Genomic DNA, 24,184 nt, shown 5'->3' on the forward strand with positions numbered 1-24,184 from the left:
GAGGTCGCGCGGATGCTAGTCGTTCTCGCGGGCGAGTTCAGCACTCGACGATGTTCACCGCCAGGCCGCCGCGGGCCGTTTCCTTGTACTTGGTCATCATGTCGGCGCCGGTGTCGCGCATGGTCTTGATGACCTTGTCCAGGCTGACGAAGTGCGTGCCGTCCCCGCGCAGGGCCATGCGCGCGGCGTTGATGGCCTTGACTGAGGCGATGGCGTTGCGCTCGATGCAGGGTATCTGCACCAGACCGCCCACTGGGTCGCAGGTCAGGCCCAGGTGGTGCTCCATGCCGATCTCGGCCGCGTTCTCGACCTGCTCCGGCGTGCCTCCCATGACGGCGCAGAGCGCGCCGGCGGCCATCGAGCAGGCCACGCCGACCTCTCCCTGGCAGCCCACCTCGGCCCCGCTGATGGAGGCGTTTTCCTTGTAGAGGATGCCGATGGCGGCGGCGGTCAGCAGGAAGTCGATGACGCCGTCGTCGTTCGAGCCGTGCACGAAGCGGTGGTAGTAGTGCAGGACGGCCGGGATGATGCCGGCCGCGCCGTTGGTGGGCGCCGTGACGACGCGGCCGCCGGCGGCGTTCTCCTCGTTGACGGCCAGCGCGTAGAGGTTGACCCAGTCCATCACCTGCAGCGGGTCGCGCAGGGCCTGCTCGGGGTTGGAGATCAGGCTGTTGAACAGGCTGGGCGCGCGGCGCTTGACCTTGAAGCCGCCAGGCAGGATGCCTTCGGTCCTGCAGCCGCGCTGCACGCAGGCCTGCATGACGCCCCAGATCTTCAGCAGGCCGGCGCGGGTCTCGGCGTCGGGCCGCCAGTGGCCCTCGTTGCGGCGCATGACTTCGGCGATCGACAGGCCGTACTTCTTCGCCTGCGCCAGCAGTTCGTCGCCGGTCTTGAAGGGGTAGGGCAGCACCGTCACGTCGGGTGCGATGACCTTCTGTTTGCTGCCGTCCGCCGCCACCTCGTCGCTGACGATGAAGCCGCCGCCGACCGAGTAGTAGACGCGGTTGGCTGTTTCTTGACCCTCGGCGTCAAAGGCGATGCAGCGCATGCCGTTGGCGTGGAAAGGCAAGGTCTCGCGGCGCTTGAAGACGAGGTCCTTGGACTCGTCGAAGGCGATGCGGTGCTGCCCGACCAGGTTCAGGTCGCCGGCGCGGATGCCGTCGAGCAGCGCCGGGATGGCCTCGACGTCCACCGTGTCCGGCTCATGCCCGGCCAGCCCCAGCAGCACCGCCTTGTCGCTGCCGTGGCCCTTGCCGGTGGCGCCCAGGCTGCCGTACAGGACGACCTGCACGCGAGTGACCTTGTCGAGCAGTCCATCGTGCTGCAGGCGCAGGCCGAACAGCCGCGCCGCCCGCATCGGGCCGACCGTGTGCGAGCTGCTCGGGCCGATGCCGATCTTGAAGAGGTCGAAGACCGACACTGCCATGGATCAGGCCTCCTCGTATTCGCTCAGTGGCACGCAGGAGCAGAACAGGTTCCGGTCGCCATAGACGTTGTCCACGCGGCCCACCGGCGACCAGTACTTCTGGCGGCGCAGGCTGGGCAGCGGGAAGGCAGCGGCCTCGCGGGAGTAGCCATGGGGCCACTCGGTGGCGCTGACGACCATGGCCGTGTGCGGCGCGTTGACCAGCGGGTTGTCCTCGCGGCTGACCTTGCCGGCCTCGACGTCGGCGATCTCGTGGCGGATCTGGATCATCGCGTCGATGAAGCGGTCCAGCTCGGCGCGCGACTCGCTCTCGGTCGGCTCGACCATCAGCGTGCCGGCCACGGGGAAGCTCAGCGTCGGTGCGTGGAAGCCGTAGTCGATGAGGCGCTTGGCGACGTCTTCGGCGCTGATGCCGGAGCTGTCCTTCAGCGGGCGCAGGTCCAGGATGCACTCGTGGGCCACGCCTCCGCCCTTGACGCCCGCGATGCCGCCGCTGAAGTGGATGTCGTAGTGGTCCGACAGCCGGGCCGCCACGTAGTTGGCCGACAGGATGGCCACCTCGGTGGCCTTCTTCAGCCCCTCGGCGCCCATCATGCGGATGTACATCCACGAGATGGGCAGCACGGCTGCATTGCCCAACGGCGCGGCACTCACGGCGCCGATGTTGGTAGCCTGGCCCAGGCCGGCCGTGCGGTGCGCCGGCAGGAAGGGCACGAGGTCTTCGACCACGCAGACGGGGCCGACGCCCGGGCCGCCACCGCCGTGCGGGATGCAGAAGGTCTTGTGCAGGTTCAGGTGGGACACGTCGCCACCGAATTCGCCCGGCGCGGCCACGCCCACCAGTGCGTTCATGTTGGCGCCGTCCACGTAGACGCGGCCGCCGTGGGCCTTCACCATCGCGCAGATCTCCTTCACGTGCGTGTCGAACACGCCGTACGTGGAGGGGTAGGTGATCATGATGGCGGCCAGCTTGTCGGCGTGCTGCTCGCACTTGGCCTTCAGGTCGGCCAGGTCGATGTTGCCTTCCTTGTCGCACTTGGTCACGACGACGCTCATGCCGCACATCTGGGCCGAGGCCGGGTTGGTGCCGTGGGCGCTCTCGGGGATCAGGCAGACGGTGCGCTGGTGGTCGCCGCGCGACTCGTGCCAGGCCTTGATGGCCAGCAGGCCGGCGTACTCGCCTTGCGAGCCGGCGTTGGGCTGCAGGCTGATGCCGGCATAGCCGGTGGCCTGGCACAGCCACTGCTGCAGCAGCGTGTCCAGCTCGGCGTAGCCGGCCAGCTGGTCCTGCGGCGCGAAGGGGTGCACGCCTGCGAACTCCGACCAGGTGATGGGGATCATCTCGGCCGTGGCGTTGAGCTTCATGGTGCAGGACCCCAGCGGGATCATGCTGCGGTCCAGCGCCAGGTCCTTGTCCGACAGGCTGCGGATGTAGCGCAGCATCTCGGTTTCGCTGTGATGGGTGTTGAAGACCGGGTGGGTCAGGTAGGCGCTTGTGCGGCGCAGGTGCGCGGGGATGAGGATCTCCACACCGGCGGCGAACTCCGCAATCGTCGGAATGGTTGCGCCGGCCGGGGCGAACCAGTCCCAGATTGCTTCGACGTCGGCGCGCGACGTCGTCTCGTCCAGCGCGATGCCGACGTGCTTGTCGCTCAGCTTGCGCAGGTTGGCCTGGGCCGCCACGGCCTTGGCCATCACGGCCGCGGCGTCGCACTCGACCAGCAGCGTGTCGAACACATGCGGCGTGACGACCTTGATGCCCATGCGCGTCAGGCCGGCGTGCAGGATGGCCGTGTAGCTGGCCACGCGCTCGGCGATGCGCTTGAGGCCTTGCGGGCCGTGGTAGACGGCGTACATGCTGGCCACGACGGCCGGCAGCACCTGGGCCGTGCAGATGTTGGATGTGGCCTTTTCGCGGCGGATGTGCTGTTCGCGGGTCTGCAGGGCCAGGCGGTAGGCGGGGTGGCCTTGCGCGTCCTTGCTGACGCCGACGAGGCGGCCGGGCATGGAGCGCTTGAAGGCGTCCTTGCAGGCTAGGAAGGCAGCATGGGGGCCGCCGGCGCCCATGGGCATGCCGAAGCGCTGGGTGTTGCCCACGACGATGTCGGCGCCGAACTCGCCGGGCGAGACCAGCAGCGTCAGCGCCAGCAGGTCAGCGCAGACGATGAAGGCGGCCTGCTTGGCATGGGCTTGCTCGGTGAATGCCTTCAGGTCGTGGATGAGGCCGGCTGTGCTGGGGTACTGGCAGACGACGGCGAAGTAGTCATGCTCGTTCATCAGCGTGGGCGCCATGCCCACCAGCACTTCGATCCCCAGCGGCTTGCAGCGCGTCTGGATGACCTCGATGGTCTGCGGATGCACGTCGCCGGCGACGATGAGCGTATTGCTCTTGCTCTTGACCGAGCGCTTGGCCAGCGTGACGGCCTCGGCGGCTGAGGTGGCTTCGTCCAGCATGGAACCGTTGGCAATGTCCATGCCGGTGAGGTCGGTCACCATGGTCTGGAAGTTCACCAGCGCTTCCATGCGGCCCTGAGAGATCTCGGCCTGGTAGGGCGTGTAGGCCGTGTACCAGGCGGGGTTCTCGAGGATGTTGCGCAGGATGACGCCCGGCGTGTGCGTGCCGTGGTAGCCCTGGCCGATGAAGCTCTTGTAGACCTTGTTCTTGCCGGCGATGGCCTTCAGCTCGGCCAGCGCGCCGGCCTCGGTGATGGGTGCGGGTAGCTGCATGCCGGCGGAGCGGCGGATGGACGCGGGCACGACCGCATTGATCAGCGCATCGCGGCTGGCCACGCCGACGGCGGCGCACATCAGGGATTCATCGACGGCATCCGGCCCGATGTGGCGGGCATGGAATTCGGTGGCGTCTTCGAGGATGGAGAGCGGCGTCGGCATGGCGGGCACTTCGGAGAATTGCAGGGTGAGGATCAGAGCGTCTTCAGCAGGGCGTCGTAGGCGGTCGAGTCCATCAGCGCGTCGAGCTGGGCGGGGTTGCTCAGCTTGACCTTGAAGAACCAGCCGGCCTTGAGCGGATCAGAGTTGGCCAGGGCGGGGTCGTCGCGCAGGGCTTCGTTGACTTCGGTGATCTCGCCGTCGACGGGCATGTAGACATCGGCCGCGGCCTTGACGGATTCGACGACGCCGGCGACTTCCTTCTCGGCGTAGGCCTTGCCCACTTCGGGCAGGTCCACGAAGACCACGTCGCCCAGTGCGTCCTGCGCGTGCACGGTGATGCCGACCGTCGCGGTGCCGTCACCGTGGATTTCCAGCCATTCGTGGTCGGGGGTGTACTTGATGGACATGCTTAACCTCGGTAGTAGCGGTTGGGAGTGAAGGGGGTTGCGGAAACGACCATGGGGGTGCGCTTGTCGCGCACGATGGCGAAGACTTCGGTGCCGACGGCGGTGTGGGCCTTGTCCAGATAGGCCAGGGCCACCGGCTGGTTGACCGTAGGACCCAGCGTGCCGCTGGTGACGGTGCCGATCTCGGTGCCGTCGGCCGACACGATCTTGGCGCCTTCACGCACGGGCATGCGCTCCTTGCCGACCAGACCGACGCGTTTGCGGGCGGCACCGTTGGCGAGTTGCTCGTCGATGACGGCGGCGCCGGGATAACCACCGGCACGAGCGCCGCCAGTGCGGCGCACCTTCTGGATGGCCCAGGTGATGGCGGCTTCGACCGGCGTGGTCGTTTCGTTGATGTCGTGGCCGTACAGGCACAGGCCGGCCTCCAGGCGCAGGGAGTCTCGCGCCCCAAGGCCGATGGGCTTGACTTCGGCATGGGCCAGCAGCTTGCGCGCCAGGGCGACGGCGTCGTTCTCGTGGACGGAGATCTCGTAGCCGTCTTCGCCGGTGTAGCCCGAGCGGGTCAGGAAGGTGTCGATACCGTCAAGGGTAAAGAAGCCGCCGGTCATGAAGGTGAGCTTGGCGACCTCGGGGTTCAGGCGGCTCAGCACCGTCACGGCCTCGGGGCCTTGCAAGGCCAGCAGCGCGCGCTCGGGCACGGGGATCACCTCGCAGCGGCCAGCCAGGTGCTTTTGCATATGCGCAATGTCCTGGTCCTTGCAGCCGGCGTTCACGACGACGAAGAGGTCGTCGGGCCGCTTGCAAACCATCAGATCGTCCAGCAGGCCGCCTTGCTCGTTCGTGAACAGTGCGTATCGCTGCTTGAAGACGCCGAGATCGACGATGTCGACGGGCACCAGCGTTTCCAGCCCAGTGGCGGCATCGGTGCCGACCAGGCGCACCTGGCCCATGTGCGACACGTCGAACAGGCCAGCGGCAGCCCGCGTGTGCTTGTGCTCGGCCATCACGCCGGTCGGGTATTGCACCGGCATGTCGTAGCCGGCGAAGGGCACCATCTTGGCGCCGAGTTCGACGTGCAGGGCGTGAAGGGGAGTTTTCAGCAAAGAGGACATCAAGAGCTCCGACGGAATTCGGGTTTGGATGTCCTCGCTGTCCCTGGTACTTGAGAGATTGACCCGTCGCCGGGCTTGCCCCTTCAGTGGGCCGACTCAGGGGCCGGCCTCTCTCCAGTGAGGAACGCCGCCAGTGTCTGCCACCGGTGGCGTTTTGTCAGTCCTTTTGCCTGAGCGTTCGGATCGCGTGACCCTGCGCCTTCGGCGGCCCCCAACGGCAACGGGGCGCTCTCCTGACGGGCGGCATTCTAGCCATGCCGCGCCCGCCGGCCGAGCAGCCGGCGGGGTTGGGGCTACTCAGTCGCCATTGCCATGACCGTGCGCGGCTTCCAGCGCCTCGGTGTCGATGGGCATGCCGGTGGCACCGGCGCCCTCGAAGAACAGCGGCTTGCGGGGCTTGGCCACGGGCGCCAGCTGGTTCATCGTGGCGGCATCGAACAGGCGGCCGTTCTGCATCACCTGGGCGATGCGGTCGCTCTGGCGGATGTCGGCCAGCGGGTTGCCGTCGATGACCACCAGGTCGGCCAGCTTGCCTGGCTCCAGCGAGCCCAGGTCGCGGTCCATGCCGAAGTTGCGTGCAGGGTTGATGGTGGCGGTGCGCAGCGCCTCCATCGGCGTCATGCCGCCCTTGACGAACATCCACATCTCCCAGTGCGCACCCAGGCCCTCGCGCTGGCCGTGGGCGCCGATCATGGTGTTGACACCGGCACGCTGCAGCTCGGTGGCGGTGCGGGCCACGCGCAGGATGTTGAAGTCCTCCTCCGGCGCGGTCAGGCGGCGGATGGAACGCGGCTCCAGCACGGCCTTCGGGACATAGCGGCTCAGCAGCGGGTGCTTCCAGACGTCGGTGCGGGCGTACCAGTAGTGCTCGCCGTCCAGGCCGCCGTAGCCCACGTTCAGCGTCGGCGTGTAGCCCACGGCGTTCTGGCCCCAGAGCTGCTTGACGTCGTCCCACACCTCGGCGATGGGCAGGGCGTGCTCCACCGTGGTGTGGCCGTCCACCACCATGGTCATGTTGTTCTGGAACAGCGCGCCGCCCTCGGGCACCACCATCATGCCGGTCTGGCGTGCGGCCTCCAGCACCTGCTGGCGCTGGTCGCGGCGCGGCTGCTGGTAGCTCTTGACGCTGATTGCGCCCTCGGCCTTCTGGCGGTTCAGGTGGGTGAGCGCGTCGTCCAGATTGTTGACGTAGGACGAGAACGGCGTGCGCGCGCCATACAGGATGCTGCCGGTGGAGTAGATGCGCGGGCCCACCACGACGCCAGCACGCTGCATCTCGGCCTGCGTGAAGATGGCCCAGTTCTGGTTGCTGGGGTCGTGCAGCGTGGTCACGCCGAAGGCCAGCGAGGCCAGGTTGACCCAGCTCTGCTGCGGGATCAGCCCGCCGTCGGCCATGGCGCCGTGCCAGTGGGCGTCGATGAAGCCCGGCACGATGGTCTTGCCGCTGGCGTCCACGCGCTTGGCGTCGGCCGGGATGGCCACATCCTTGCCCACGGCCGCGATGCGGTTGCCGTCCACCAGCACCGTGCCGCCTTCGATCACCTCGTCGCCCTTCATCGTCACGATGCGGGCACCGGTCAGCGCGATCTTGCCGGCGGGCTTGTCGCTGGCCTGCTGGAAGCCGATCTTCTGCGCCGTGGCCTTGTCCTTGCCGATGGCGGCGGCCGTGAACAGCTCGTCGCCTAGCGAGAAGCGCAGCTGCTGGCTGTCGCCGCTCCAGTGCAGGTCGTGGCCGGCGTTCACGTCCAGCTGGCGCACGGGCAGGGCGTCCATCTTGCTGCCCACCGCCAGCGCCTTGCCGGACTGGCCCTGCACGTTGGGCAGCGGCGTCACATAGGCATGGAAGCGCTCGACGAAGCCAAGCCACTGGCCGTCGGGCGACACGCTGTATTCGCTGGCCGAGTCGCTGCGCGCCACCTCCGTTTCGCTGCGGTCGTGCAGGTTGACGCGGAACAGCGCGTAGCGCTGCTCGACCTCGCTGGTGCTGCTGACGCGGGTGAAGAACAGCTCGTCCGAACGGGCGCCGAACTGGGCGCCGCTGCCGTCCTTGCTGAGGCGTTCGGCCTTGCCCGAGCCGTCGGCCGCGGCGAGGTAAAGGCCGGTGTCTAGGCTGTGCCAGGGGCTGGTCAGCGCGCCGCCCTTGACCTTGCGGTAGACCAGCTGCTTGCCGTCCGGCGACAGGCGTGGCTCCAGGTACTTGCCGGGCTCCTTGACGAGCACCGTCTCCTTGCCGGTGGCGAGGTCCAGGCGGCGGATGCTGCCCTGGGTGTCGTCGCGCCAGGTGGCGAAGACCAGGCTCTTGCCGTCGCGCGCCCAGCTCGGCGCGAACTCGAAGGCCTCCGTCTGCGTGGTCAGGCGCTTCGGAGCACCGGCGGGCAGGTCCTTGATGTAGAGCGCGCCCAGCGCCGAGTAGACGACGCGCTTGCCGTCCGGCGACGCCTGCACGCCGCGCAGCTGGTGCACGTCGAACTTGTCCGGCGCCACCGTCTGCGCGTAGCGCATGGGCTCGCGCAGCTCGCGGCTGTCCTTCACGTGGAAGGGGATCTCGGCCGCGCTGCCCTTGAACGGGTCCACGCGCCAGATCCTGCCTTCGGCCCACACCACCAGCTCCTTGCTGCCCGGCATCCAGGCGAAGCTGGGGTAGACGCCCCACATGGCCCAGATCTCCTGCAGGTCGCGCGACAGGCCGCCCCAGGCGGCGAACTCGCGGCCCGTGGCCAGGTCCTTCAGGAACAGCGTGCTCTGGTTGCGGATGCGGCGCACGAAGGCCAGGTATTTGCCGTCCGGCGAGGGCGTGGGGCGCACCGCGCCGCCGGGGCCTTGCACAAAGGGCTCCACCGAGCCGTCGCCCAGGTCCTGGCGGAAGATGGTGTAGATGCCGGCGGTGCCGTCCTTGTTGTATTCGAAGACGCGGCCGGGCGTGGTGTCCTGGCTGTAGTAGAGGTACTTACCGTCTGGAGACACAGCCGGCTCGCCCAGGTCCTTCTGCCAGGTGGGCTTCTCGTTGAGCTGCACGCCCTTGTTCTTGGACGCTTCGGCATCGGTAGAGAACAACCAGATTTCGCCGGAGCCGGCGCTGCGCGTCCCGGTGTAGTGCTTGCGGGCCAGCAGGTATTTGCCGTTGGGGTGCCAAACCGGGTTGTTCAGCAGCCGGAAGTCTTCCTTGGTAACGGCCTTGGCGCCGCTGCCGTCGGCGTTCATCACCCACAGGTTGTCGCCGCCGCCGGCATCGCTGAGGAAGGCGATCTGCTTGCCGTCCGGCGAGAAGCGCGCCTGCTGCTCCCAGGCGATGGAGTGGGTCAGGGGCTTGGCCTCTCCGCCGGCGATGGGGAGGGTGTAGAGGTCGCCCAGCACGTCGAACACGATGGTCTTGCCGTCGGGGCTGACGTCCACGCTCATCCAGGTGCCGGTCTTGACGTCGATGTTGATCGTCCTGGCCACGCCGGGCGGCGCGTTGACGTTCCAGGCGGCTGGCTTGGGCGCTTCCTGGGCGTTCGCGGCCAGGGCTGCGGCCAGCAGCAGGGCGGGGGCGGCGTTCAGACGGGGCATGGACGGTATTGGGGATTGACCAAAACCATCGATGCTAGCCAGGGCGGCCGACCCGCCCGTTCGTCACGCCCGGGTTTGCCCGAGGCGCTGCCGCGGCCTCAGGGCCAGAGCCACCAGACGATCAGGCCGCCAAAGACGACCCACTGGATGGCGTAGTAGGCGAACCGGCTCTTCGCCTTGATGCGCTTGCCGAACAAGCGCACCTGCTGCACGTAGGCGAACAGCCGGTTGATGCCGCCGGTGCGGTCGGTGTCGGAGTTGGGCGCCGAGGCCGCACGGATCAGCGTGTTGCTGATGAAGTGGTTGAACCATCGCGCCACCGGGTTGTTCAGCGGCCGCTCGACGTCGCAGAACAGGATGATGCGCATCTGGTCCGACTGGTTCTCGGCGTAGTGCAGATAGGTCTCGTCGAATATGACGCCCTCGCCGTCGCGCCAGCTGTAGCGCTCGCCGTCCACCGAGATGAAGCAGCGGTCGTCGTTGGGCGTGACCAGCCCCAGGTGGTAGCGCACCGAGCCGGCGAAGGGGTCGCGGTGCGTCACCAGCCGGCCGCCCGGCGGCAGGGCGGCGAACATGGCCGCCTTCACGCTCGGGATGCGCTGCAGCAGGCCGGTCGTCACCGGGCAGAGGTCCTTGGCCGAGGCATGGGCGTCGTCGTACCACTTCAGGTGAAAACGCGTCCAGCCGGTCTTGAAGAAGCTGTTGAAGCCGGCGTCGTTGTACTTGTCGCTCTTCTTGATCTCGCCCGCGTCGGCGAGCTTGAAGGCCTCGGCGCGGATGTCCTGCCAGTGGTCCTGCAGCAGCTTCAGCTCCGGAAAGCCGGCCACCGGCAGATAGGGTTTCGCCGGCAGCTTCGAGAACAGGTACATCAGACAGTTGATGGGCGCCATGAAGGTCGAGTGATCCATCAGCTGGCGGAAGAAGCGCAGCCGCACCCGGCCACGGAAGTGAACGTAGACCGTGCTCGCGATGAAGATCGCGACGATGCTGAGCTTGATGTAGGGGATGTCGTTCATTTGGCGTAGAAGTCCGGCTCGCCGGGCGGCCGCGACTTGAAGCGCTTGTGCAGCCAGAAGTACTGGTGCAATTGTCGGCGCGCCTGGGCCTCGATGACGGCGTTCATGCGGGTGGCGTCGGTGACGACGTCGTCGGAAGGGAAATTCTCCAGCGCCGGCTCGATGACCAGGGTGTAGCCGTTGGCCTCGCGTCTGGGGTAGCAGGGCAGCACCGCGGCCTTGGTGACGGCCGCCATGCGCGACAGCCCGCCGATGGTGGCCGCCGGCACGCCGAAGAAGGGCACGAAGACCGAGTCGCGGTGACCGAAGTCCTGGTCGGGCAGGTAGTAGAGACGGTAGCCCTCCTTCAGCGCGCGAAGCGTCGGCCGCGTGCCCTGCTGGCGCGCGAAGATGATGCCGGTACCGAAGCGCAGCCGCTTGGCGCGGAAGAAGGCGTCCAGCCAAGGGTCTTTCTGCACCGAGTAGATGCTGACCAGCGGCGTCTCCAGCGACACGCGCAGACCCGCCAGGTCCAGGCCGGTGAAGTGGGGCATCATCAGGATGACATTGCGCCCGTCCAGCGCGCGCAGGTGCTCCAGCCCCTCGATGCGCATCAACCGCTTGAGCCTCTCCTTCGAGGCGAACCAGCCGTAGCCGTACTCCAGCAGCATCTGCACCATGGCCACGAAATGCCGGCGCAGCAGGCGGCGCCGCTCGGCCTCGCTGAGTTCCGGCAGGCACAGGCGCAGGTTGACCTCACCGATGTGGCGGCGCGAGGTCGGCAGCGCGTAGATCAGGCTGCCCACCAGCCAGCCCAGGGCCGAGAGAGCGCGAAAAGGCAGCCAGCTCAGCAGCCAGACGATGCCGACCAGCAGCTTCACGCCCACGCGCTCACCTCAGCGAAATCCATCCACGGCATGGCCGCCCCCCCGACTCAGTACAGGGCCGGCATCGTAGTGGTTGTGGGCCATGCCCGCCTGCGCGGCTGGATTGATCCAGCGCAAGTGCGCCACGGTCCTGCCTGCCTAGGCTGCGCGCATGAAAGTCCTGCTCGTCATCGGCCACCCCGACGGCTCATGCCGCCACCTCTGCCATGCGCTTGCCGACGCCTACGCCGATGGCGCCCGCGAGGGCGGCCATGAGGTCCGCCTCGTCGACATCGCCACACTCGACTTCCCCGTGCTGCGCAGCAAGCAGGACTGGGAGCAGGGAACTGTGCCCGCCGCCCTGGCGCCAGTGCAGCAGGACCTGGCGTGGGCCGGTCATGTCGTGCTGTTCTTCCCGTTGTGGCTTGGCGACATGCCGGCGCTGCTCAAGGCCTTCCTGGAACAGGTTGCCCGGCCGGGCTTTGCCATTGGCGCCGACCATGGCAATCCGCTGACGGCCAAGCTGCTCAAGGGCCGTTCGGCCCGGGTCGTCGTCACCATGGGCATGCCGGCGCTGGTCTATCGCTGGTATTTCCGCGCCCACAGCGTCAAGTCTCTGGAGCGCAACATCCTCGGCTTCGTCGGCTTCGCCCCCGTGTATGAAACCCTGATCGGCATGGTGGAGGCGCTGGACGAAGCCGGCGTGGCGAAGTGGCTCGCCCGCATGCGCAAGGCCGGCGCGCGGGCGGACTGAGCCCCGCTTGACTGCGATCAACAGCCTCGGGTCTGCACGGCCCTATGGTGGCGCCAGCGCCGCTCGCGGCATTCACGGCAAGGCAAGACCATGTATCAGCGCATCCTCGTTCCCACCGACGGCAGCGCCACGTCAGACAAGGCGCTGACGGAGGCCATCGCCCTGGCCAGGCTCAGCGGCGGCAGCATCCGCCTGCTGCATATCGTCGATGCGCTCGCGGTGGCGGCCATCGCCGATGGCTTTGCCGCCTACTCCGCCGAGCTGTTGCCGCAGCTGCGCGAGGGCGGCCAGCAGATCCTGGAGCGGGCACGCCGCCTCGTCGCGGCGGCCGGCGTGGGCGTTGACGCCACGCTGCGCGAGGTGGTGGCGGGCCGGGTCTGCGACGTCGTGCAGGAGGAAGCCGCTGCCTGGCAGGCCGAGCTCATCGTCATCGGCACCCATGGCCGCCGCGGCGTGCAGCGCCTGCTGGTGGGCAGCGATGCCGAGCAGATCCTGCGCACGGCCACCGTGCCCGTGCTGCTCGTGCGCGGAGGCTGACGCGTGCGCATGGCCCATGCCGGCGCGGGGCTGGCGGTTCTGGTGGTGGCCGGCCTGCTGGCCGCGCCGCGCTTCATCGGGTCCAGTGTCCAGAGTGTGACGGTCACGCAGCGCGACCTCGTGCGCAGCGTCGTCGCCACCGGCCGCGTCGAGGCGCCGCATCGCGTGGATCTCGGCTCGCAGATGGTCGGCACGGTGGCCCAGGTGCCCGTCGCGGAAGGCCAGACGGTGAAGGCCGGGCAGCCTATCGTCGAGCTGAACGATGCCGAGCTGAGTGCCGCCGTGCGCGAGGCCGACGTGGCCGTGCTGCAGGCCCAGGCGCACGTGCGGCAATTGCAGGAGGTGCAGCGCCCCGTGGCCGGCCAGGCCTTGCGCCAGGCCCAGGCGACGCTGGACAACGCGCGTGCACAGTTCAGGCGCCAGGAGGATTTGTTCCGCCAGGGCTACGTAGGCCAGGCGGCACTGGACGATGCCCGCAAGAGCGTGGAGCTGGCCGATGCCCAACTGGGCACGGCGCGCCGCCAGCTCGACACGACGCTGGCCGGCGGCAGCGACGACGCCATCGCAGCAGCCGCACTGGCCCAGGCTCGCGCCAATGCCCAGACTGCGCGCGCGCGCCTGAGCCACGCGACCATCACCGCGCCGGTGGACGGCGTGCTCATCAGCCGCGACGTGGAGCGCGGCGACGTCGTGCAGCCCGGCAAGACGCTGATGGTGTTGTCGCCGGCCGGCGAGACCCAGTTGGTCGTGCAGTTCGACGAGAAGAACCTCGGCCTGCTGGCCGTGGGGCAGAAGGCGCTGGCATCGGCCGATGCCTTCGCCGACCTGCGTTTCGCGGCCGAGGTGGTCTACATCAGCCCGGGCGTGGATCTGCAGCGCGGCTCGGTCGAGGTGAAGCTGCGAGTGCCGTCGCCGCCGGCCTATCTGCGCCAGAACATGACGGTGTCCGTCGATGTTGAGGTGGCCCGCCGCGACCGCACGCTGGCCGTGCCGCTGGAGTTGCTGCACGACGTCGACACCGGCAGCCCGTGGGTGATGCGGCTGGAGGACGGGCGCGCCCGCCGGCAGCCCGTGAAGCTGGGCCTGCGCGGTGCCGGCCTCGTGGAAATCGTCGATGGATTGAAGGCGGGCGACCAACTACTGCCGGGCCTGGTGCATGAGGGTGCGCTGGTGAAGGCGGCCCGCGCCCGGTCATGAAAAGCTGGCAGCCCTTCGAGTGGATCGTTGCGGCACGGCTGCTGGGTGAAGGGCGCTGGCAGACGGCCTTCATCATCGGCGGCGTGGCCATCGGCGTGGCCGTCATCGTCTTCATGTCGGCCCTGCTCAGCGGGCTGCAGGCTAATTTCATCCGCCGCGTACTGACGGCCCAGGCCCATATCCAGCTGCTGCCGCCGAAGGAGACCGTGCGCCCGCTGCGCGCCGGCACGCCGGGCGTCGTGGTTGACGCCACCGTGCAAGCACCGCTGCAGCGGCTCAAGTCCATCGACCAGTGGCAGGCCATCGCCGCACAGATCCGCGAGATGCCGGACGTCGTCACCGTCTCGCCGGCGGCGACGGGCTCGGCCCTCGTCGTGCGCGGCGATGCCAGCCGCGCGATCTCGCTGGTGGGTATCGAGCCGGCGCTGTATTTCCGCATCGTCGCGCTGGCCGACAAGATCGTGCAGGGCGGCACGCGGCTGAACGCGGGCGACATCCTCATCGGCACCGAGCTGGCCGGCGACCTGGGCCTGGCCGTGGGCGACAAGCTGCGCGTCACCGCCGGCTCGGGCGCCGACACGGTGTTCACCATCAGCGGCATCTTCGACCTCGGCAGCAAGGGCGCCAACCAGCGCACCACCTACGTGGCGCTGCACACGGCACAGAGCCTGCTGGGCCTGCAGGGCGGGGTGTCCAGCCTGGACGTGACGGTGAACGACATCTACGCCGCCGAGACCGTGGCCCAGCGCATCACCGCCCGCACCGGCGTGCAGGCGGACAGCTGGATCAAGACCAACGCCCAGTTCTTCAGTGCCGTGCAGGCCCAGGTCAGCGCCAACCGGGCGATCCGCTTCTTCGTCGGGCTGTCGGTGGCTTTCGGCATCGCCAGCGTGCTGTTCGTGTCGGTGGTGCAGCGTTCGCGCGAGATCGGAATCCTGCGCGCCATGGGTGTCACGCGGCAGCGCATCCTGCGCCTGTTCCTGCTGCAGGGTGGGCTGCTGGGGCTGGCCGGCTCGGCGGTGGGCTCGGCGGTGGGCGCCGCGGCCCTGGTGCTGTGGCGCGACCTGGCCCGCGGGGCAGACGGCCTGCCGCTGGTGCCGGTGACGCTGGAGGCGCCTTTGTTCGTGATTGCGCTGCTGCTGGCCACCGTGACGGGTGTGCTGGCCGCGATGGCGCCGGCCCTGCGTGCGGCTCGACTCGATCCGGTGGTGGCCATCCGTGGTTGAACCCGACACCACCGACGTCGTCGTGCGCCTGGTGGGCGTGCGCAAGGCCTTCAACGCAGGCCAGCCGGCCGAGGTGGAGGTGCTGCACGGCATCGACCTGCAACTGCATCGCGGCGAGTTCTGTGCCGTAGTGGGCCCGTCGGGCTCCGGCAAGAGCACGCTGCTGAACATCATCGGCCTGCTGGACCGCCCCACCTCGGGCCAACTGGCCGTCTGCGGCCAGGAGACGACGACGCTGGACGACGCGGCGCTGACGCGTCTGCGCGGGCGCAGCATCGGTTTCGTCTTCCAGTACCACCACCTGATCGGTGCCTTTACTGCGCTAGAGAACGTCATGATGCCCATGCTGGGGGATGCTGGCTTTCCCAACCGGGCGATGCAGGAGCGGGCTCGCGAGCTGCTGAGCAGCGTGGGCCTGGCGCACCGCTGCGACAACCTGGCGACCCACCTCAGCGGTGGCGAGCAGCAGCGCGTGGCCGTCGCGCGCGCGCTGGCCATGCAGCCGGTGGTGCTGCTTGCCGACGAGCCCACCGGCAACCTGGACACCAAGTCCGCCGAGGTCGTGTTCGGCCTGCTGCGCGACGTGAACCGCAAGCACGGAACGGCGGTGCTCTTCGTCACGCACAACCCGGCGCTGGCCGGGCGCTGCGACCGCACCATCGAGGTGGTGGACGGGGTCGTGCCCGGTCAGGCCGCCGGCTGAACGGCGCGGCTCACGCGCACGACCGTGGCCGCCTCGTGCGCGTCGGGCCGGGCGTCGAAGCCCATGGACTTGATCAGTGCCAGCATGGCGTGGTTCTCGCGCAGCACATAGCCGACGACGCGCTGCGTGCCACGCGAGGCAGCGTAATCCAGCAGGGCCTGCATCAGCAGCCGGCCCAGGCCCTGGCGCTTGAGGTCGCTGCCCACCATGATGGCGAACTCGGCATCGACGTTGTCGGGGTCGCGCACCAGTCGCGCCACGCCCAACGTGCGCGGACCGCCGGGTGCCTGCTCGTCGACGGCGATGAAGGCCATCTCGCGTTCATAGTCGATCTGCGTGAGGCGGGCCAGCTCGTCGTGGGACATGCGGTGCGGCGCCTGGAAGAAGCGCATGCGCAGGTCGTCGGGGTGGACGGCTTCGAGGAAGGCGCGGTGCTGGACCTCGTCCTCCGGCCGGATCGGCCGCAGCAGCAGGCGGCGGCCCTGCCAGTCCAGCATGCGCACCAGCTCCTCGGGGTAGGGCCGCACGGCGAAGTTGGCCACGCCGGCAGGCCGCCTGGCCGACAGCCGCACGCGGCCGTCCAGCGCCATGACGCCCGCCTCGTCGGCCCACAGTGGATTGATGTCGAGTTCGGCCAGCTCGGGCAGGTCGGCCAGCATCTGCGCGACGGCGATGAGCACGTCGCAGACGGCGTCGATCTGCGCCGGCGGCCGGCCTCGGAAGCCTGCCAGCAGGCGCGACACGCGGGTCCGCTCGATCAGGTCGCGCGCCAGCGCGCGGTTCAGCGGCGGCAGTGCGACGGCGCGGTCGCCCAGCACCTCGACGGCGATGCCGCCCTGGCCGAACATCAGCACGGGGCCGAAGATGGGGTCGACATGGGCGCCGACGATGAGTTCTTGCGCGTGCGGGCGCTGCACCTGGGCTTGCACGCTGAAGCCCTCCAGCCGGGCGTCTGGGAGTTCCTGCGCGAGTCGGCCCAGCATGTCCCGGGCAGCTGCGAGCACGGCTTCGCCGCCGTCCAGCCCCAGGCGCACGCCGCCGGCATCCGACTTATGCAGGATGTCGGGCGACACGATCTTCAGCACCACCGGCCCGGCGATGCGGCGCGCGGCCTCGGCGGCGGCCTCGGGTGTGGGTGCCACGCGGTAGCTGGCCACGACGGGGATGCCGTAGGCGGCCAGCAGGTCCTTGGCGGTGATCTCGTCCAGCCATTCGTGGCCGGCGGCCAGCGCCGCGTCGACGATCCGGCGGGCCAGCGCGCGGTCGGGCGCGGCATTGGCGCTGGCCGTGGGCGTCTCGCGCAGCGCCACCTGGTTGCGGCGGTAGGTCTGCATCAGCGAGAAGGCTCGAACGGCTTCCTCCGGCGTGTCGTAGCCGGCGATGCCCGCTGCCTCGAAGGCGTTGCGCGCGGGCGCCACCGTTTCGCCGCCCATCCAGCAGCTCAGCACGCGGCCGCGGTTGGCGGCGATCAGCGGCGCACAGGCCTCGGCGATGGCCAGGCTGGGCGCGATGGCTGTGGGGGCATGCGCGAACAGCACCGCGCCGGCCTCGGGCGCGTCGAACAAGGCCTTGAGCGTGTCGACGTAGCGCTGCGGCGGCGCGTCGCCGATGATATCGATGGGGTTGCCGTGGGACCAGTTGGCCGGCAGCACGGCGTCCAGACGCTGCATCAGCCTCTCGCCCGGCTGGGCCAGGATCACGCCCAGGGCGGAAGCGGCGTCTGCCACCATGACGCCGGCACCGCCGCCGTTGGTCATCACCATCAGCTCGGCAGCCGCGTTGTCGCGGAAGCGCGCCAGCGTCTGTGCGGCGATGAAGAGTTCCTTCAGCGTGTCCACGCGCAGCATGCCGGCGCGGCGGATGGCGGCGTCGAAGACGATGTCCTCGCCCGCCAGGGCGCCGGTGTGAGAGGCGGCCGCCTTCATGCCGGCCGCAGCCCGCCCGGCCTTGACGACGATGACGGGCTTCACACGGGCTGCCGCGCGCGCGGCCGACATGAACTTGCGCGGCGAGCTGATGGACTCGATGTAGAGCAGGATGGCGCGTGTGTGGCGGTCCATGACGAGGTGGTCCAGCAGATCGCCGAAGTCCACGTCCACGTGCTCGCCGAGGGAAATGAGGTGCGAGAAGCCGATGCGTTCGCCATTGGCCCAGTCCAGCAGTGCCGTCAGCAGCGCGCCGGACTGCGACACCAGCGCCAGCCCGCCAGGCAGGGCGTTGGCCTGGGTGAAGCTGGCGTTCAACCCCAGGCGGGGGCTGAGCAGGCCGATGCAGTTGGGGCCCAGCAGGCGCAGCGTGTGGGGGCGCGCGGCGTCCAGCGCCGCCTGCTTCTGCTCGGGCGTGAGGCCGGCGGTCACGATGATGACGGCCCGCGTGCCGCGGGCGCCCAACTGGGCCACGAGGGGGGCGATGCTGCTGGGCGGGGTGCACAGCACGGCCAGGTCGGGCGCGAAGGGGAGGGCGTCGACGCTGGCGACGCAAGGCAGCCCGTCCAGCAGCTGCAGCCGCGGGTTGACGGGCGCCAGCAGCCCCTTGAAGCCCCCGGTCAGCAGGTTGCGCCAGACGGTGGTGCCAACACGGGCCGGCTTGTCGGAGGCGCCGAAGACGGCCACGGACTGGGGGCTGAGCAGACGGTCGAGATGGCGCTGGGTCATGGCTGACATCGTCGCCGGGCGCGGTGACAGCTGTCTTGCGCGATATCAATCGAGCCCGGCGGGGCGATTGGCTTGACCCAGCGCAAGCCAGGCGAGGGCGGGCGGGAGCAGCATGCGGATGCTGCGCGCCGCGGGCGCAAGGAGAGACCCATGAAGATCGTTCTGGCGGTGGACGGCAGTGCCTACACCAAGCGCATGCTGAGCTACATCGCCGCGCATGACGAACTTGTGGCGCGAGACAACGGGTTCATCGCGGTGCATGTGACGGCCGAGGTGCCCCCGCATGCCGCGCGTCATCTGCCGCACGACACGCTGCAGGCCTACTACGCCGACGAGGGCGAGAAGGTGCTCAAACCGGTGCGGGAGTTTGCGCAGATGCAGGGCTGGAGCTGGCGCGAGCGCCATGCCGTCGGCCCGGTGGGCGAAACGCTGGCGCAGATCGTCGAGGCGGAGAAGCCGGACCTGCTCGTGATGGGCTCGCACGGGCACGGTAGCTTCACCAGTGCGCTGCTGGGCTCGGTGGCCGGGCGGCTGCTGTCGCACACCAAGGTGCCGGTGCTGCTGGTGCGCTGAGCTCAGTCCAGCGTCAGCGTCAGTTCCTTGCCGGCGCGCAGCACGACGAAGCGCGTGCCGCCCGTCGAGCGCCAGGCCAGCAGGGCGCCGACGAGGTCGGCGCTGCCGCCGATGGCATGGCCGTTCATCGAGGTGACGACGTCTCCGGCGCGCAGTTGCAGCTTCTCGGCCAGGCTGCCGCGTGGCACGGACAGCATCAGGGCGCCGGTGGTCTCGCTGCGCCCGGCGGCCCAGGCGGTCAGCGGGGGCACGTCGTCGAACAGGGCGCCCAGGCGCGGCCGGGCCGGCGGGCGTTGCTCCTGGGCGCGCAGTTCGCTGACGATGAGCGTGACGATGTCGATGGGGATGGCCAGACTCGCGCCTGGCGTGCCCACCGGCCCGACGATGGTGCGGGCATTCATGCCCACGATGGCACCGCTGGCGTCCAGCAACGGACCGCCGGAGTTGCCCGGATTCAGGGCCACGTCGCTCTGGATGAACGTCAGCTCACCGTCGTCGCCGAAGTGGCGGTCCTTGCCACTGACGATGCCGGCCGACACCGAGCGTTCCAGCCCGAAAGGTTCCCCGACGGCAATGACCCAGTCGCCCACGCGCAGGCTGCCCGCCGGTGCGAACACGGGCCGCACGCGTGGCGGCGTGGCGACGCGCAGCAGCGCGATGTCGGAACTCTCGTCGCGCCCTTCCAGTTCGGCGGCGAGTAGGCGCTTGTCGGGCAGGGCGACGATGATCTTCTGCGCCTCGGCCAGCAGGTGGGCGGCCGTGGCGATGCCGCCCTGGCTGTCGACGAAGAAGCCCGCGCCGACGCGCGGCTCGTCCTCGCCGGGCACGAAGATGTAGATGCCCACGCTCCAGGCCGAGCCGCGCTGGAAGGCGTCCGCGAAACTGGCGGGGGCGGATCTGGCCGCTGCCTGGATCTCGGCCGATGCAGAGGCCGCCGCCGGCCCGAGGGCGGCCAGCAGGCAGGCGAGGAGCAGGGCAGAGACACGGGCGACGCAGTGCTTGGGCATGGCCCATACCCTAGCGCCTCGGCGGGCCGGGCCTCTTGATGGTGGTCAAGCGCCTGCGCCGCAACCGGCGCGCAAGCCGGCTTTCAGTGCGACATGAACACTGGCACGGTCATGGACTGCAGCAGCGTCCTCGACACGCCGCCGAACAGCCGCTCGGCCCAGCGTGCGTGGCCGTAAGCCCCCATGACGATCAGATCCGCTCCCAGGTCGGAGGCCGCGTTCAGCAGCGCGTCGCCGATGGCCAGCGCCGTCACTTCGGCGCGCGCCTCGGCCTCGACGCCCTGGAAGGCCAGCCATTGACGCAGGCTGGCCAGGCGTGCCTGAGGGCCGGCGTCGTCGGCCTCGGCGCGCCAGTGCATCAGCGTCACGGTTTCGGCGGTGCGAAGCAGGGGCAGGGCGTCGGTCATCGCTCGCACGCATTCGCGGCTGCCGTCCCAGGTGACGAGCACGCGGCGCACATGCACCGGGTCGGGGTGGGTGTAGGGGACGAGCAGCACCGGGCGCGCCGAGGCCAGCAGCAGTTCCTCCAGATCGGCCAGGCTTTGGCGGTAGTCGGGCAGCGACGGGTCGGGCTGACTCATGATGAGCAGGTCGGCGCACTGGGCATGCTGGGCCAGCGAGCCGGGCGTGGGCTCCCTGTCGGCCAGTGCCTCGAACGATGCGAGGGCGGCGGTCTGGCAGCGGTGATGGAACTCCTGCGCGAGGTCTTCCGCGCGGCCCAGGATGACGGCGCTGGCACCGGCCACGTAGCCGCCGAGGGCGGCGGCCGTCTGGAAAGACTGCACTTCGGTGCCGGTGACGGGTGCCAGGCCCATGAGGTGGGCGTCGAAGGCCCGGGACAGCGCAATGGCGATGCTGGTGCGGGCCGAGTTGGCAGGGGTCGCGTCGAGGGCGACAAGGATGCTGCGGAATGTCATGGCGAGTGGTCTCTTTAAGAACTTGAGGTGGGGTTCAGTTGAAGCTGAGCACGGCGCGGCCGTCGATGCGGCCGTTGCGCAGGCTGTCGAAGATGCGATTGATGTCGTCCAGGCGGTGGGTGGTGGTGCAGGCATGCACGACGCCATCGGCCGCGAACTGCAGGGCCTCGTTCAAATCCTGCCGCGAGCCGACGATGGAGCCGCGCACGGTCTTGGCGTTGAGGACGACGTCGAAGATGGGCAGCGCGAAGTCGCCCGGCGGCAGGCCCACCATGGACATGGTGCCGCGCTTGTGCAGCATGCCCAGCGCCTGGCCGAAGGACTCGCGCGACACGGCGGTGACGAGAGCACCGTGGGCACCTCCAAGTTCCTTTTGCAACACGTCCACGGGGTTCTGCTCGGCGGAGTTCACGCAGAGCTCGGCGCCCAGGCGCTGCGCCATCTGCAGGCGCGCGCTGTCGATGTCGACGGCCACGACGTGATAACCCATGGCGCGCGCGTACTGCACGGCCAGGTGTCCCAGCCCGCCCACGCCGACGACGGCCACCCACTGGCCGGGGCGGGCGTCGAGCACCTTCAGCCCCTTATAGACGGTCACCCCTGCGCAGAGGATGGGCGCGAGGGATTCAAAGGACAGGCCGGCGGGGAGGTGGCCCACGTACGCCGGGTCGGCCAGCACGTATTCCGCGAAACCGCCATTGACGGTGTAGCCGGTCATCTGCTGGTGATCGCACAGCGTCTCCCAGCCCGTCAGGCAGTGTTCGCAGTGGCCGCAGGCCGTGTGCAGCCAAGGCACGCCCACGCGGTCACCCTCGCGTATGCCCTTGACGCCCGCGCCGACAGCCGCCACATGGCCGACGCCCTCGTGGCCGGGGATGAACGGCAGCGGCGGCTTGACCGGCCAGTCTCCATCGGCAGCATGCAGGTCCGTATGGCAGACGCCGCAGGCCGCCACCTTGACGAGGATCTGGCCCGGCGGCGCCTCGGGGACAGGCCATTCCTCAAGGCTGAGGGGTTCGCCGTAGGCCCGGACGACGGCGGCTTTCATGTGGGGCATGACGCAAGCTCCTTGCTGGTGTCGCAGCGTAAGGAGCGGGAAGCGGCAGTGCCTTGAGGACGGTCAAATGTTCGACGACGCTACCGGGATGGTTGAAGACAGAGCGCTAACCCGTTGAGAGCCCGAACGTTTGTTCGGAGCCGCCCTGCATCTGCACAGGAATGGGTGGCGCGTTTTTCCAGTCTAGGCACGGGGTCTTAGTCCCTGGAGAGCTGTCCAGACCCGTCTGCAACCCACTCCGCGTGCATCCGGGAGTCGTTTCGGCAACGGGGCCGGAGCTGGCGGCGCCGGCGAACGCGGCCTTCAATGGCTGTTCCCTCGCCCGGGCTGCCGCCATGCCTCGAGAACCAGCCATCAGCCCATCGGGCAACGCGCTGAGGCGCAACAAGAACCGCCGCTCGAAGAGCTGGCCGGCGGCCACGGGCTTTTGCGAAGAGAGCGCGCCGGGGCCGAACCCCCAATACTTTCAGGTTGTCGCACGACGCATCGCCGAGCAGGTCGCCGCTTGGGAGCGACCCGTGTACGTGCGGGCCGTGGTTGGCGAGGCGGTCAATCGGCTCCTGAATCTCTCTCGGGTCGCCACTGCCAGCCGGAAGGTCTTGATGGAGTACCGCCATAGGTACGAGGTCGTCCCCGACGAGGTGCGGGTCCATGCGCAGCACATTCAGCGCGAGATGGCCTGGGAGCGCGCGAAGTGGGCCGATGAGAGCGGTGGTTCCTGATGAGTGGCACCTCCCGCCGTTCCACCCTGGTTGTCAGTGCTTCCGGCTAGCCTGGCGCGGTGAAGCTGTGCCGGAGCTGGAACGGAAGGCCGGGCTGATCTTCCACAGCGATCGCGGCAGACGGCCGAGGCGGCCAGGACGCAGTGGCGCGGCGTGGCGGACCAGTTCCGCGAGAAGCTGCCCAAGCTCAGCGCCATGATGGACGACGCCGAGCACGACGTGCTGGCCTTCATGGGCTTCCCCAGGGCGCACTGGCCCCAGATCTACAGCACCAACCCGCTGGAACGGCTCAACGCGGAGATCAAGCGCAGGACCAATGTCGTGGGCATCTTCCCCAACGACAACTCGATCACTCGGCTGGTCGGCGCCATGATGCTGGAGCAGAACGACGAGTGGAGTCTGAACCGGCGCTACATGCAGCTCGAGGGGCTGCAGACCCTCAGTGATACTGTCCCGACTCGGTTGTCCGCAGTGGCACGCTGAGTAACCCCGCGCATCCCAGCCTGTCCTGGCTGTGGACTTACACGACGCGCTGGGACATCACCTGCGACATCGTGCGTCGACACATCGAATGGCTGCGGCCCGCCGCATGGATTGCTATCGACGACGAGTCATCGCTGTGGACTGCCGACGAGCGCCGCGGCCATCTGGTAGCAACGAATGGCTGCCTCGGCCTCATGGAGCCGGCGGCGCAGGACCGCCTTGCGACCGTCTTGCTGGGCAACTTTGGGTTGGGGGAGGCCGTGGGAGCTTGAGGGCGGGCCGGAAGCCACGCTTCCATGCCCACACGGCAAGGAGTCCTCGGCCACCGATTTTGACGATTTTGACGGTTTTAGCTACACTACCAGTCAACTGGAGTTCGCCATGACCACACTCGCACGTACCGCCTCCGCGCCTTCCCTCGACCCTCAAGGGCGGAAGGAGCTTAGCTTTGTGCTCGCGGACATCACTGCAGGCCTTGCGGCCAAGTTGTCGTCTTTGGTTAACGCTCAACTGACGGCCAAGAAGACCTCTCCGAAGGCAGTCGAGAAAGTTGTCGCCGAAAAGGTTCCTGGATTGCTCGAAGAGGCGTTTGTCACGGGCCTGTTGGTAAGCAAGGCGGCCGCGGAACAACGTGCGGTGTTGCTCCACTTGCTATCAACTGTTCAAATCCAATCCCTTGGCCTTACGGGAAAGGCGCTCCCTCGGGATAGCGCCGCATCCGCTGGAGCTCGCGAGGCGTTGGAGGACGATGAGCTGACCAGCGAGGCGGCAGCGAAGCTGTTGCATGTTTCCCGAAGCCATCTCAACACGTTGGCAGACTCGGGCGCTCTTGGGGAAATACGCAGGACAGCGGGCAATCACCGCCGGATTTCTAGGACTGCATTGCTCGACTACAAGGCTCGCAGCAAAGAGCGGCAAGCCAAGGGGCTAGACGCAATGATGGAAGCCAGCCAGAAGCTGGGGTTGTACGACGATGAACTCGCCGGCGTTCCTCGTCGCGCTGGTCGCTGAGCATGGCCAAACGTCGGCAAACGCCTAGTGGCGGGGCGGCTCAGCCGCCTCGCGTCGTTTTGATTGACGCGAATGTGTTCTTCGCTCCTCGGA

Annotated in this window: 20 protein-coding genes, 1 pseudogene and 2 riboswitches; of the genes and pseudogenes, 10 read left to right on the forward strand and 11 right to left on the reverse strand. The window is 68.7% G+C overall.

What is annotated here, in order from left to right; genetic code table 11:
- Positions 1–37: 37 nt before the first annotated feature.
- The 7 genes from AC07VX_RS07675 to AC07VX_RS07705 all read right to left on the reverse strand — a co-directional run bounded on the left by AC07VX_RS07675 (position 38) and on the right by AC07VX_RS07705 (position 11,265).
- Positions 38–1,426 (reverse strand): L-serine ammonia-lyase, encoded by a 1,389-nt coding sequence (locus AC07VX_RS07675; protein ID WP_493164161.1) that lies wholly within the window; start codon positions 1,424–1,426, stop codon positions 38–40.
- Between the two features lie 3 nt (positions 1,427–1,429).
- Positions 1,430–4,318: an aminomethyl-transferring glycine dehydrogenase gene (gene gcvP / locus AC07VX_RS07680; protein ID WP_493164163.1), complete on the reverse strand. Its 2,889-nt coding sequence runs from the start codon at positions 4,316–4,318 to the stop codon at positions 1,430–1,432.
- A 32-nt stretch (positions 4,319–4,350) separates the two neighbouring features.
- Entirely contained in the window at positions 4,351–4,725 is a 375-nt protein-coding gene (gcvH, locus tag AC07VX_RS07685; protein ID WP_493164165.1) for a glycine cleavage system protein GcvH, read from the reverse strand.
- Between the two features lie 2 nt (positions 4,726–4,727).
- Positions 4,728–5,840: a glycine cleavage system aminomethyltransferase GcvT gene (gene gcvT / locus AC07VX_RS07690; protein ID WP_493164167.1), complete on the reverse strand. Its 1,113-nt coding sequence runs from the start codon at positions 5,838–5,840 to the stop codon at positions 4,728–4,730.
- A gap of 27 nt (positions 5,841–5,867) precedes the next feature.
- A riboswitch (glycine riboswitch) is annotated at positions 5,868–5,968 on the reverse strand.
- A 20-nt stretch (positions 5,969–5,988) separates the two neighbouring features.
- Positions 5,989–6,086, reverse strand: a riboswitch (glycine riboswitch).
- A gap of 51 nt (positions 6,087–6,137) precedes the next feature.
- Positions 6,138–9,389 (reverse strand): amidohydrolase family protein, encoded by a 3,252-nt coding sequence (locus AC07VX_RS07695; protein WP_493164169.1) that lies wholly within the window; start codon positions 9,387–9,389, stop codon positions 6,138–6,140.
- Positions 9,390–9,487: 98 nt separating this feature from the next.
- Positions 9,488–10,387, reverse strand: coding sequence for an aspartyl/asparaginyl beta-hydroxylase domain-containing protein (locus AC07VX_RS07700; RefSeq protein ID WP_493164506.1), 900 nt, complete (start codon positions 10,385–10,387; stop codon positions 9,488–9,490).
- A 14-nt stretch (positions 10,388–10,401) separates the two neighbouring features.
- A complete protein-coding gene (locus AC07VX_RS07705; protein WP_493164170.1) occupies positions 10,402–11,265 on the reverse strand; it encodes a lysophospholipid acyltransferase family protein in 864 nt (287 codons plus the stop codon).
- A gap of 157 nt (positions 11,266–11,422) precedes the next feature.
- On the opposite strand from AC07VX_RS07705, the gene AC07VX_RS07710 reads away from it, so the two are divergent.
- The 5 genes from AC07VX_RS07710 (at position 11,423) to AC07VX_RS07730 (ending at position 15,667) form a co-directional block, all read left to right on the forward strand.
- On the forward strand, positions 11,423–12,004 hold the full coding sequence (locus AC07VX_RS07710) for an NAD(P)H-dependent oxidoreductase (RefSeq protein ID WP_493164171.1): 582 nt from the start codon (positions 11,423–11,425) through the stop codon (positions 12,002–12,004).
- 90 nt (positions 12,005–12,094) lie between these two features.
- Positions 12,095–12,541 (forward strand): universal stress protein, encoded by a 447-nt coding sequence (locus AC07VX_RS07715; protein ID WP_493164173.1) that lies wholly within the window; start codon positions 12,095–12,097, stop codon positions 12,539–12,541.
- Between the two features lie 9 nt (positions 12,542–12,550).
- Entirely contained in the window at positions 12,551–13,738 is a 1,188-nt protein-coding gene (locus tag AC07VX_RS07720; RefSeq protein WP_493164507.1) for an efflux RND transporter periplasmic adaptor subunit, read from the forward strand.
- Positions 13,735–14,964 carry an ABC transporter permease gene (locus tag AC07VX_RS07725; protein WP_493164174.1) on the forward strand — a complete coding sequence of 410 codons (1,230 nt, stop codon included), beginning with the start codon at positions 13,735–13,737 and terminating at the stop codon, positions 14,962–14,964. Before AC07VX_RS07720 ends, AC07VX_RS07725 begins: the two co-directional genes overlap by 4 nt.
- The gene (locus tag AC07VX_RS07730) at positions 14,957–15,667 is read left to right on the forward strand and encodes an ABC transporter ATP-binding protein (protein ID WP_493164175.1); all 711 of its coding nucleotides are present in this window, start codon (positions 14,957–14,959) and stop codon (positions 15,665–15,667) included. The genes AC07VX_RS07725 and AC07VX_RS07730 overlap by 8 nt, the downstream gene beginning before the upstream one ends.
- Here the strand turns inward: AC07VX_RS07730 and AC07VX_RS07735 are convergent.
- Positions 15,652–18,321: a bifunctional acetate--CoA ligase family protein/GNAT family N-acetyltransferase gene (locus tag AC07VX_RS07735; RefSeq protein ID WP_493164177.1), complete on the reverse strand. Its 2,670-nt coding sequence runs from the start codon at positions 18,319–18,321 to the stop codon at positions 15,652–15,654. The genes AC07VX_RS07730 and AC07VX_RS07735 overlap by 16 nt on opposite strands.
- Before the next feature lie 150 nt (positions 18,322–18,471).
- On the opposite strand from AC07VX_RS07735, the gene AC07VX_RS07740 reads away from it, so the two are divergent.
- A complete protein-coding gene (locus tag AC07VX_RS07740) occupies positions 18,472–18,894 on the forward strand; it encodes a universal stress protein (RefSeq protein ID WP_493164179.1) in 423 nt (140 codons plus the stop codon).
- 2 nt (positions 18,895–18,896) lie between these two features.
- Here AC07VX_RS07740 and AC07VX_RS07745 read toward each other — a convergent pair whose 3' ends face one another.
- The 3 genes from AC07VX_RS07745 to adhP all read right to left on the reverse strand — a co-directional run bounded on the left by AC07VX_RS07745 (position 18,897) and on the right by adhP (position 21,875).
- Positions 18,897–19,901 carry a S1C family serine protease gene (locus AC07VX_RS07745; protein WP_493164181.1) on the reverse strand — a complete coding sequence of 335 codons (1,005 nt, stop codon included), beginning with the start codon at positions 19,899–19,901 and terminating at the stop codon, positions 18,897–18,899.
- 83 nt (positions 19,902–19,984) lie between these two features.
- A complete protein-coding gene (locus tag AC07VX_RS07750; protein WP_493164183.1) occupies positions 19,985–20,818 on the reverse strand; it encodes a universal stress protein in 834 nt (277 codons plus the stop codon).
- A gap of 34 nt (positions 20,819–20,852) precedes the next feature.
- Positions 20,853–21,875 carry an alcohol dehydrogenase AdhP gene (adhP, locus tag AC07VX_RS07755; RefSeq protein WP_493164185.1) on the reverse strand — a complete coding sequence of 341 codons (1,023 nt, stop codon included), beginning with the start codon at positions 21,873–21,875 and terminating at the stop codon, positions 20,853–20,855.
- Between the two features lie 242 nt (positions 21,876–22,117).
- On the opposite strand from adhP, the gene AC07VX_RS07760 reads away from it, so the two are divergent.
- From AC07VX_RS07760 to AC07VX_RS07775, 4 genes and pseudogenes are all read left to right on the forward strand, one after another.
- On the forward strand, positions 22,118–22,597 hold the full coding sequence (locus tag AC07VX_RS07760) for a hypothetical protein (protein ID WP_493164187.1): 480 nt from the start codon (positions 22,118–22,120) through the stop codon (positions 22,595–22,597).
- Positions 22,598–22,708: 111 nt separating this feature from the next.
- A pseudogene (locus AC07VX_RS07765) lies at positions 22,709–23,080 on the forward strand (transposase); the annotation flags it as partial.
- Between the two features lie 56 nt (positions 23,081–23,136).
- Positions 23,137–23,352 (forward strand): HAD domain-containing protein, encoded by a 216-nt coding sequence (locus tag AC07VX_RS07770; protein ID WP_493164508.1) that lies wholly within the window; start codon positions 23,137–23,139, stop codon positions 23,350–23,352.
- Positions 23,353–23,461: 109 nt separating this feature from the next.
- Positions 23,462–24,091 carry a helix-turn-helix domain-containing protein gene (locus AC07VX_RS07775; RefSeq protein ID WP_493164189.1) on the forward strand — a complete coding sequence of 210 codons (630 nt, stop codon included), beginning with the start codon at positions 23,462–23,464 and terminating at the stop codon, positions 24,089–24,091.
- Positions 24,092–24,184 lie beyond the last annotated feature (93 nt).

Source organism: Roseateles sp. GW821-FHT03B02 (assembly GCF_059421025.1).

Bases quoted from the DNA above. Each gene is read 5' to 3' on its own strand.
- AC07VX_RS07745 (WP_493164181.1), bottom strand. From the start codon at position 19,901: ATGCCCAAGCACTGCGTCGCCCGTGTCTCTGCCCTGCTCCTCGCCTGC.
- gcvP (WP_493164163.1), bottom strand. From the start codon at position 4,318: ATGCCGACGCCGCTCTCCATCCTCGAAGACGCCACCGAATTCCATGCC.
- gcvT (WP_493164167.1), bottom strand. From the start codon at position 5,840: ATGTCCTCTTTGCTGAAAACTCCCCTTCACGCCCTGCACGTCGAACTC.
- AC07VX_RS07735 (WP_493164177.1), bottom strand. From the start codon at position 18,321: ATGACCCAGCGCCATCTCGACCGTCTGCTCAGCCCCCAGTCCGTGGCC.
- AC07VX_RS07740 (WP_493164179.1), top strand. From the start codon at position 18,472: ATGAAGATCGTTCTGGCGGTGGACGGCAGTGCCTACACCAAGCGCATG.
- gcvH (WP_493164165.1), bottom strand. From the start codon at position 4,725: ATGTCCATCAAGTACACCCCCGACCACGAATGGCTGGAAATCCACGGT.
- AC07VX_RS07775 (WP_493164189.1), top strand. From the start codon at position 23,462: ATGACCACACTCGCACGTACCGCCTCCGCGCCTTCCCTCGACCCTCAA.
- AC07VX_RS07750 (WP_493164183.1), bottom strand. From the start codon at position 20,818: ATGACATTCCGCAGCATCCTTGTCGCCCTCGACGCGACCCCTGCCAAC.
- AC07VX_RS07720 (WP_493164507.1), top strand. From the start codon at position 12,551: ATGGCCCATGCCGGCGCGGGGCTGGCGGTTCTGGTGGTGGCCGGCCTG.
- AC07VX_RS07675 (WP_493164161.1), bottom strand. From the start codon at position 1,426: ATGGCAGTGTCGGTCTTCGACCTCTTCAAGATCGGCATCGGCCCGAGC.
- AC07VX_RS07715 (WP_493164173.1), top strand. From the start codon at position 12,095: ATGTATCAGCGCATCCTCGTTCCCACCGACGGCAGCGCCACGTCAGAC.
- adhP (WP_493164185.1), bottom strand. From the start codon at position 21,875: ATGCCCCACATGAAAGCCGCCGTCGTCCGGGCCTACGGCGAACCCCTC.
- AC07VX_RS07725 (WP_493164174.1), top strand. From the start codon at position 13,735: ATGAAAAGCTGGCAGCCCTTCGAGTGGATCGTTGCGGCACGGCTGCTG.
- AC07VX_RS07710 (WP_493164171.1), top strand. From the start codon at position 11,423: ATGAAAGTCCTGCTCGTCATCGGCCACCCCGACGGCTCATGCCGCCAC.
- AC07VX_RS07695 (WP_493164169.1), bottom strand. From the start codon at position 9,389: ATGCCCCGTCTGAACGCCGCCCCCGCCCTGCTGCTGGCCGCAGCCCTG.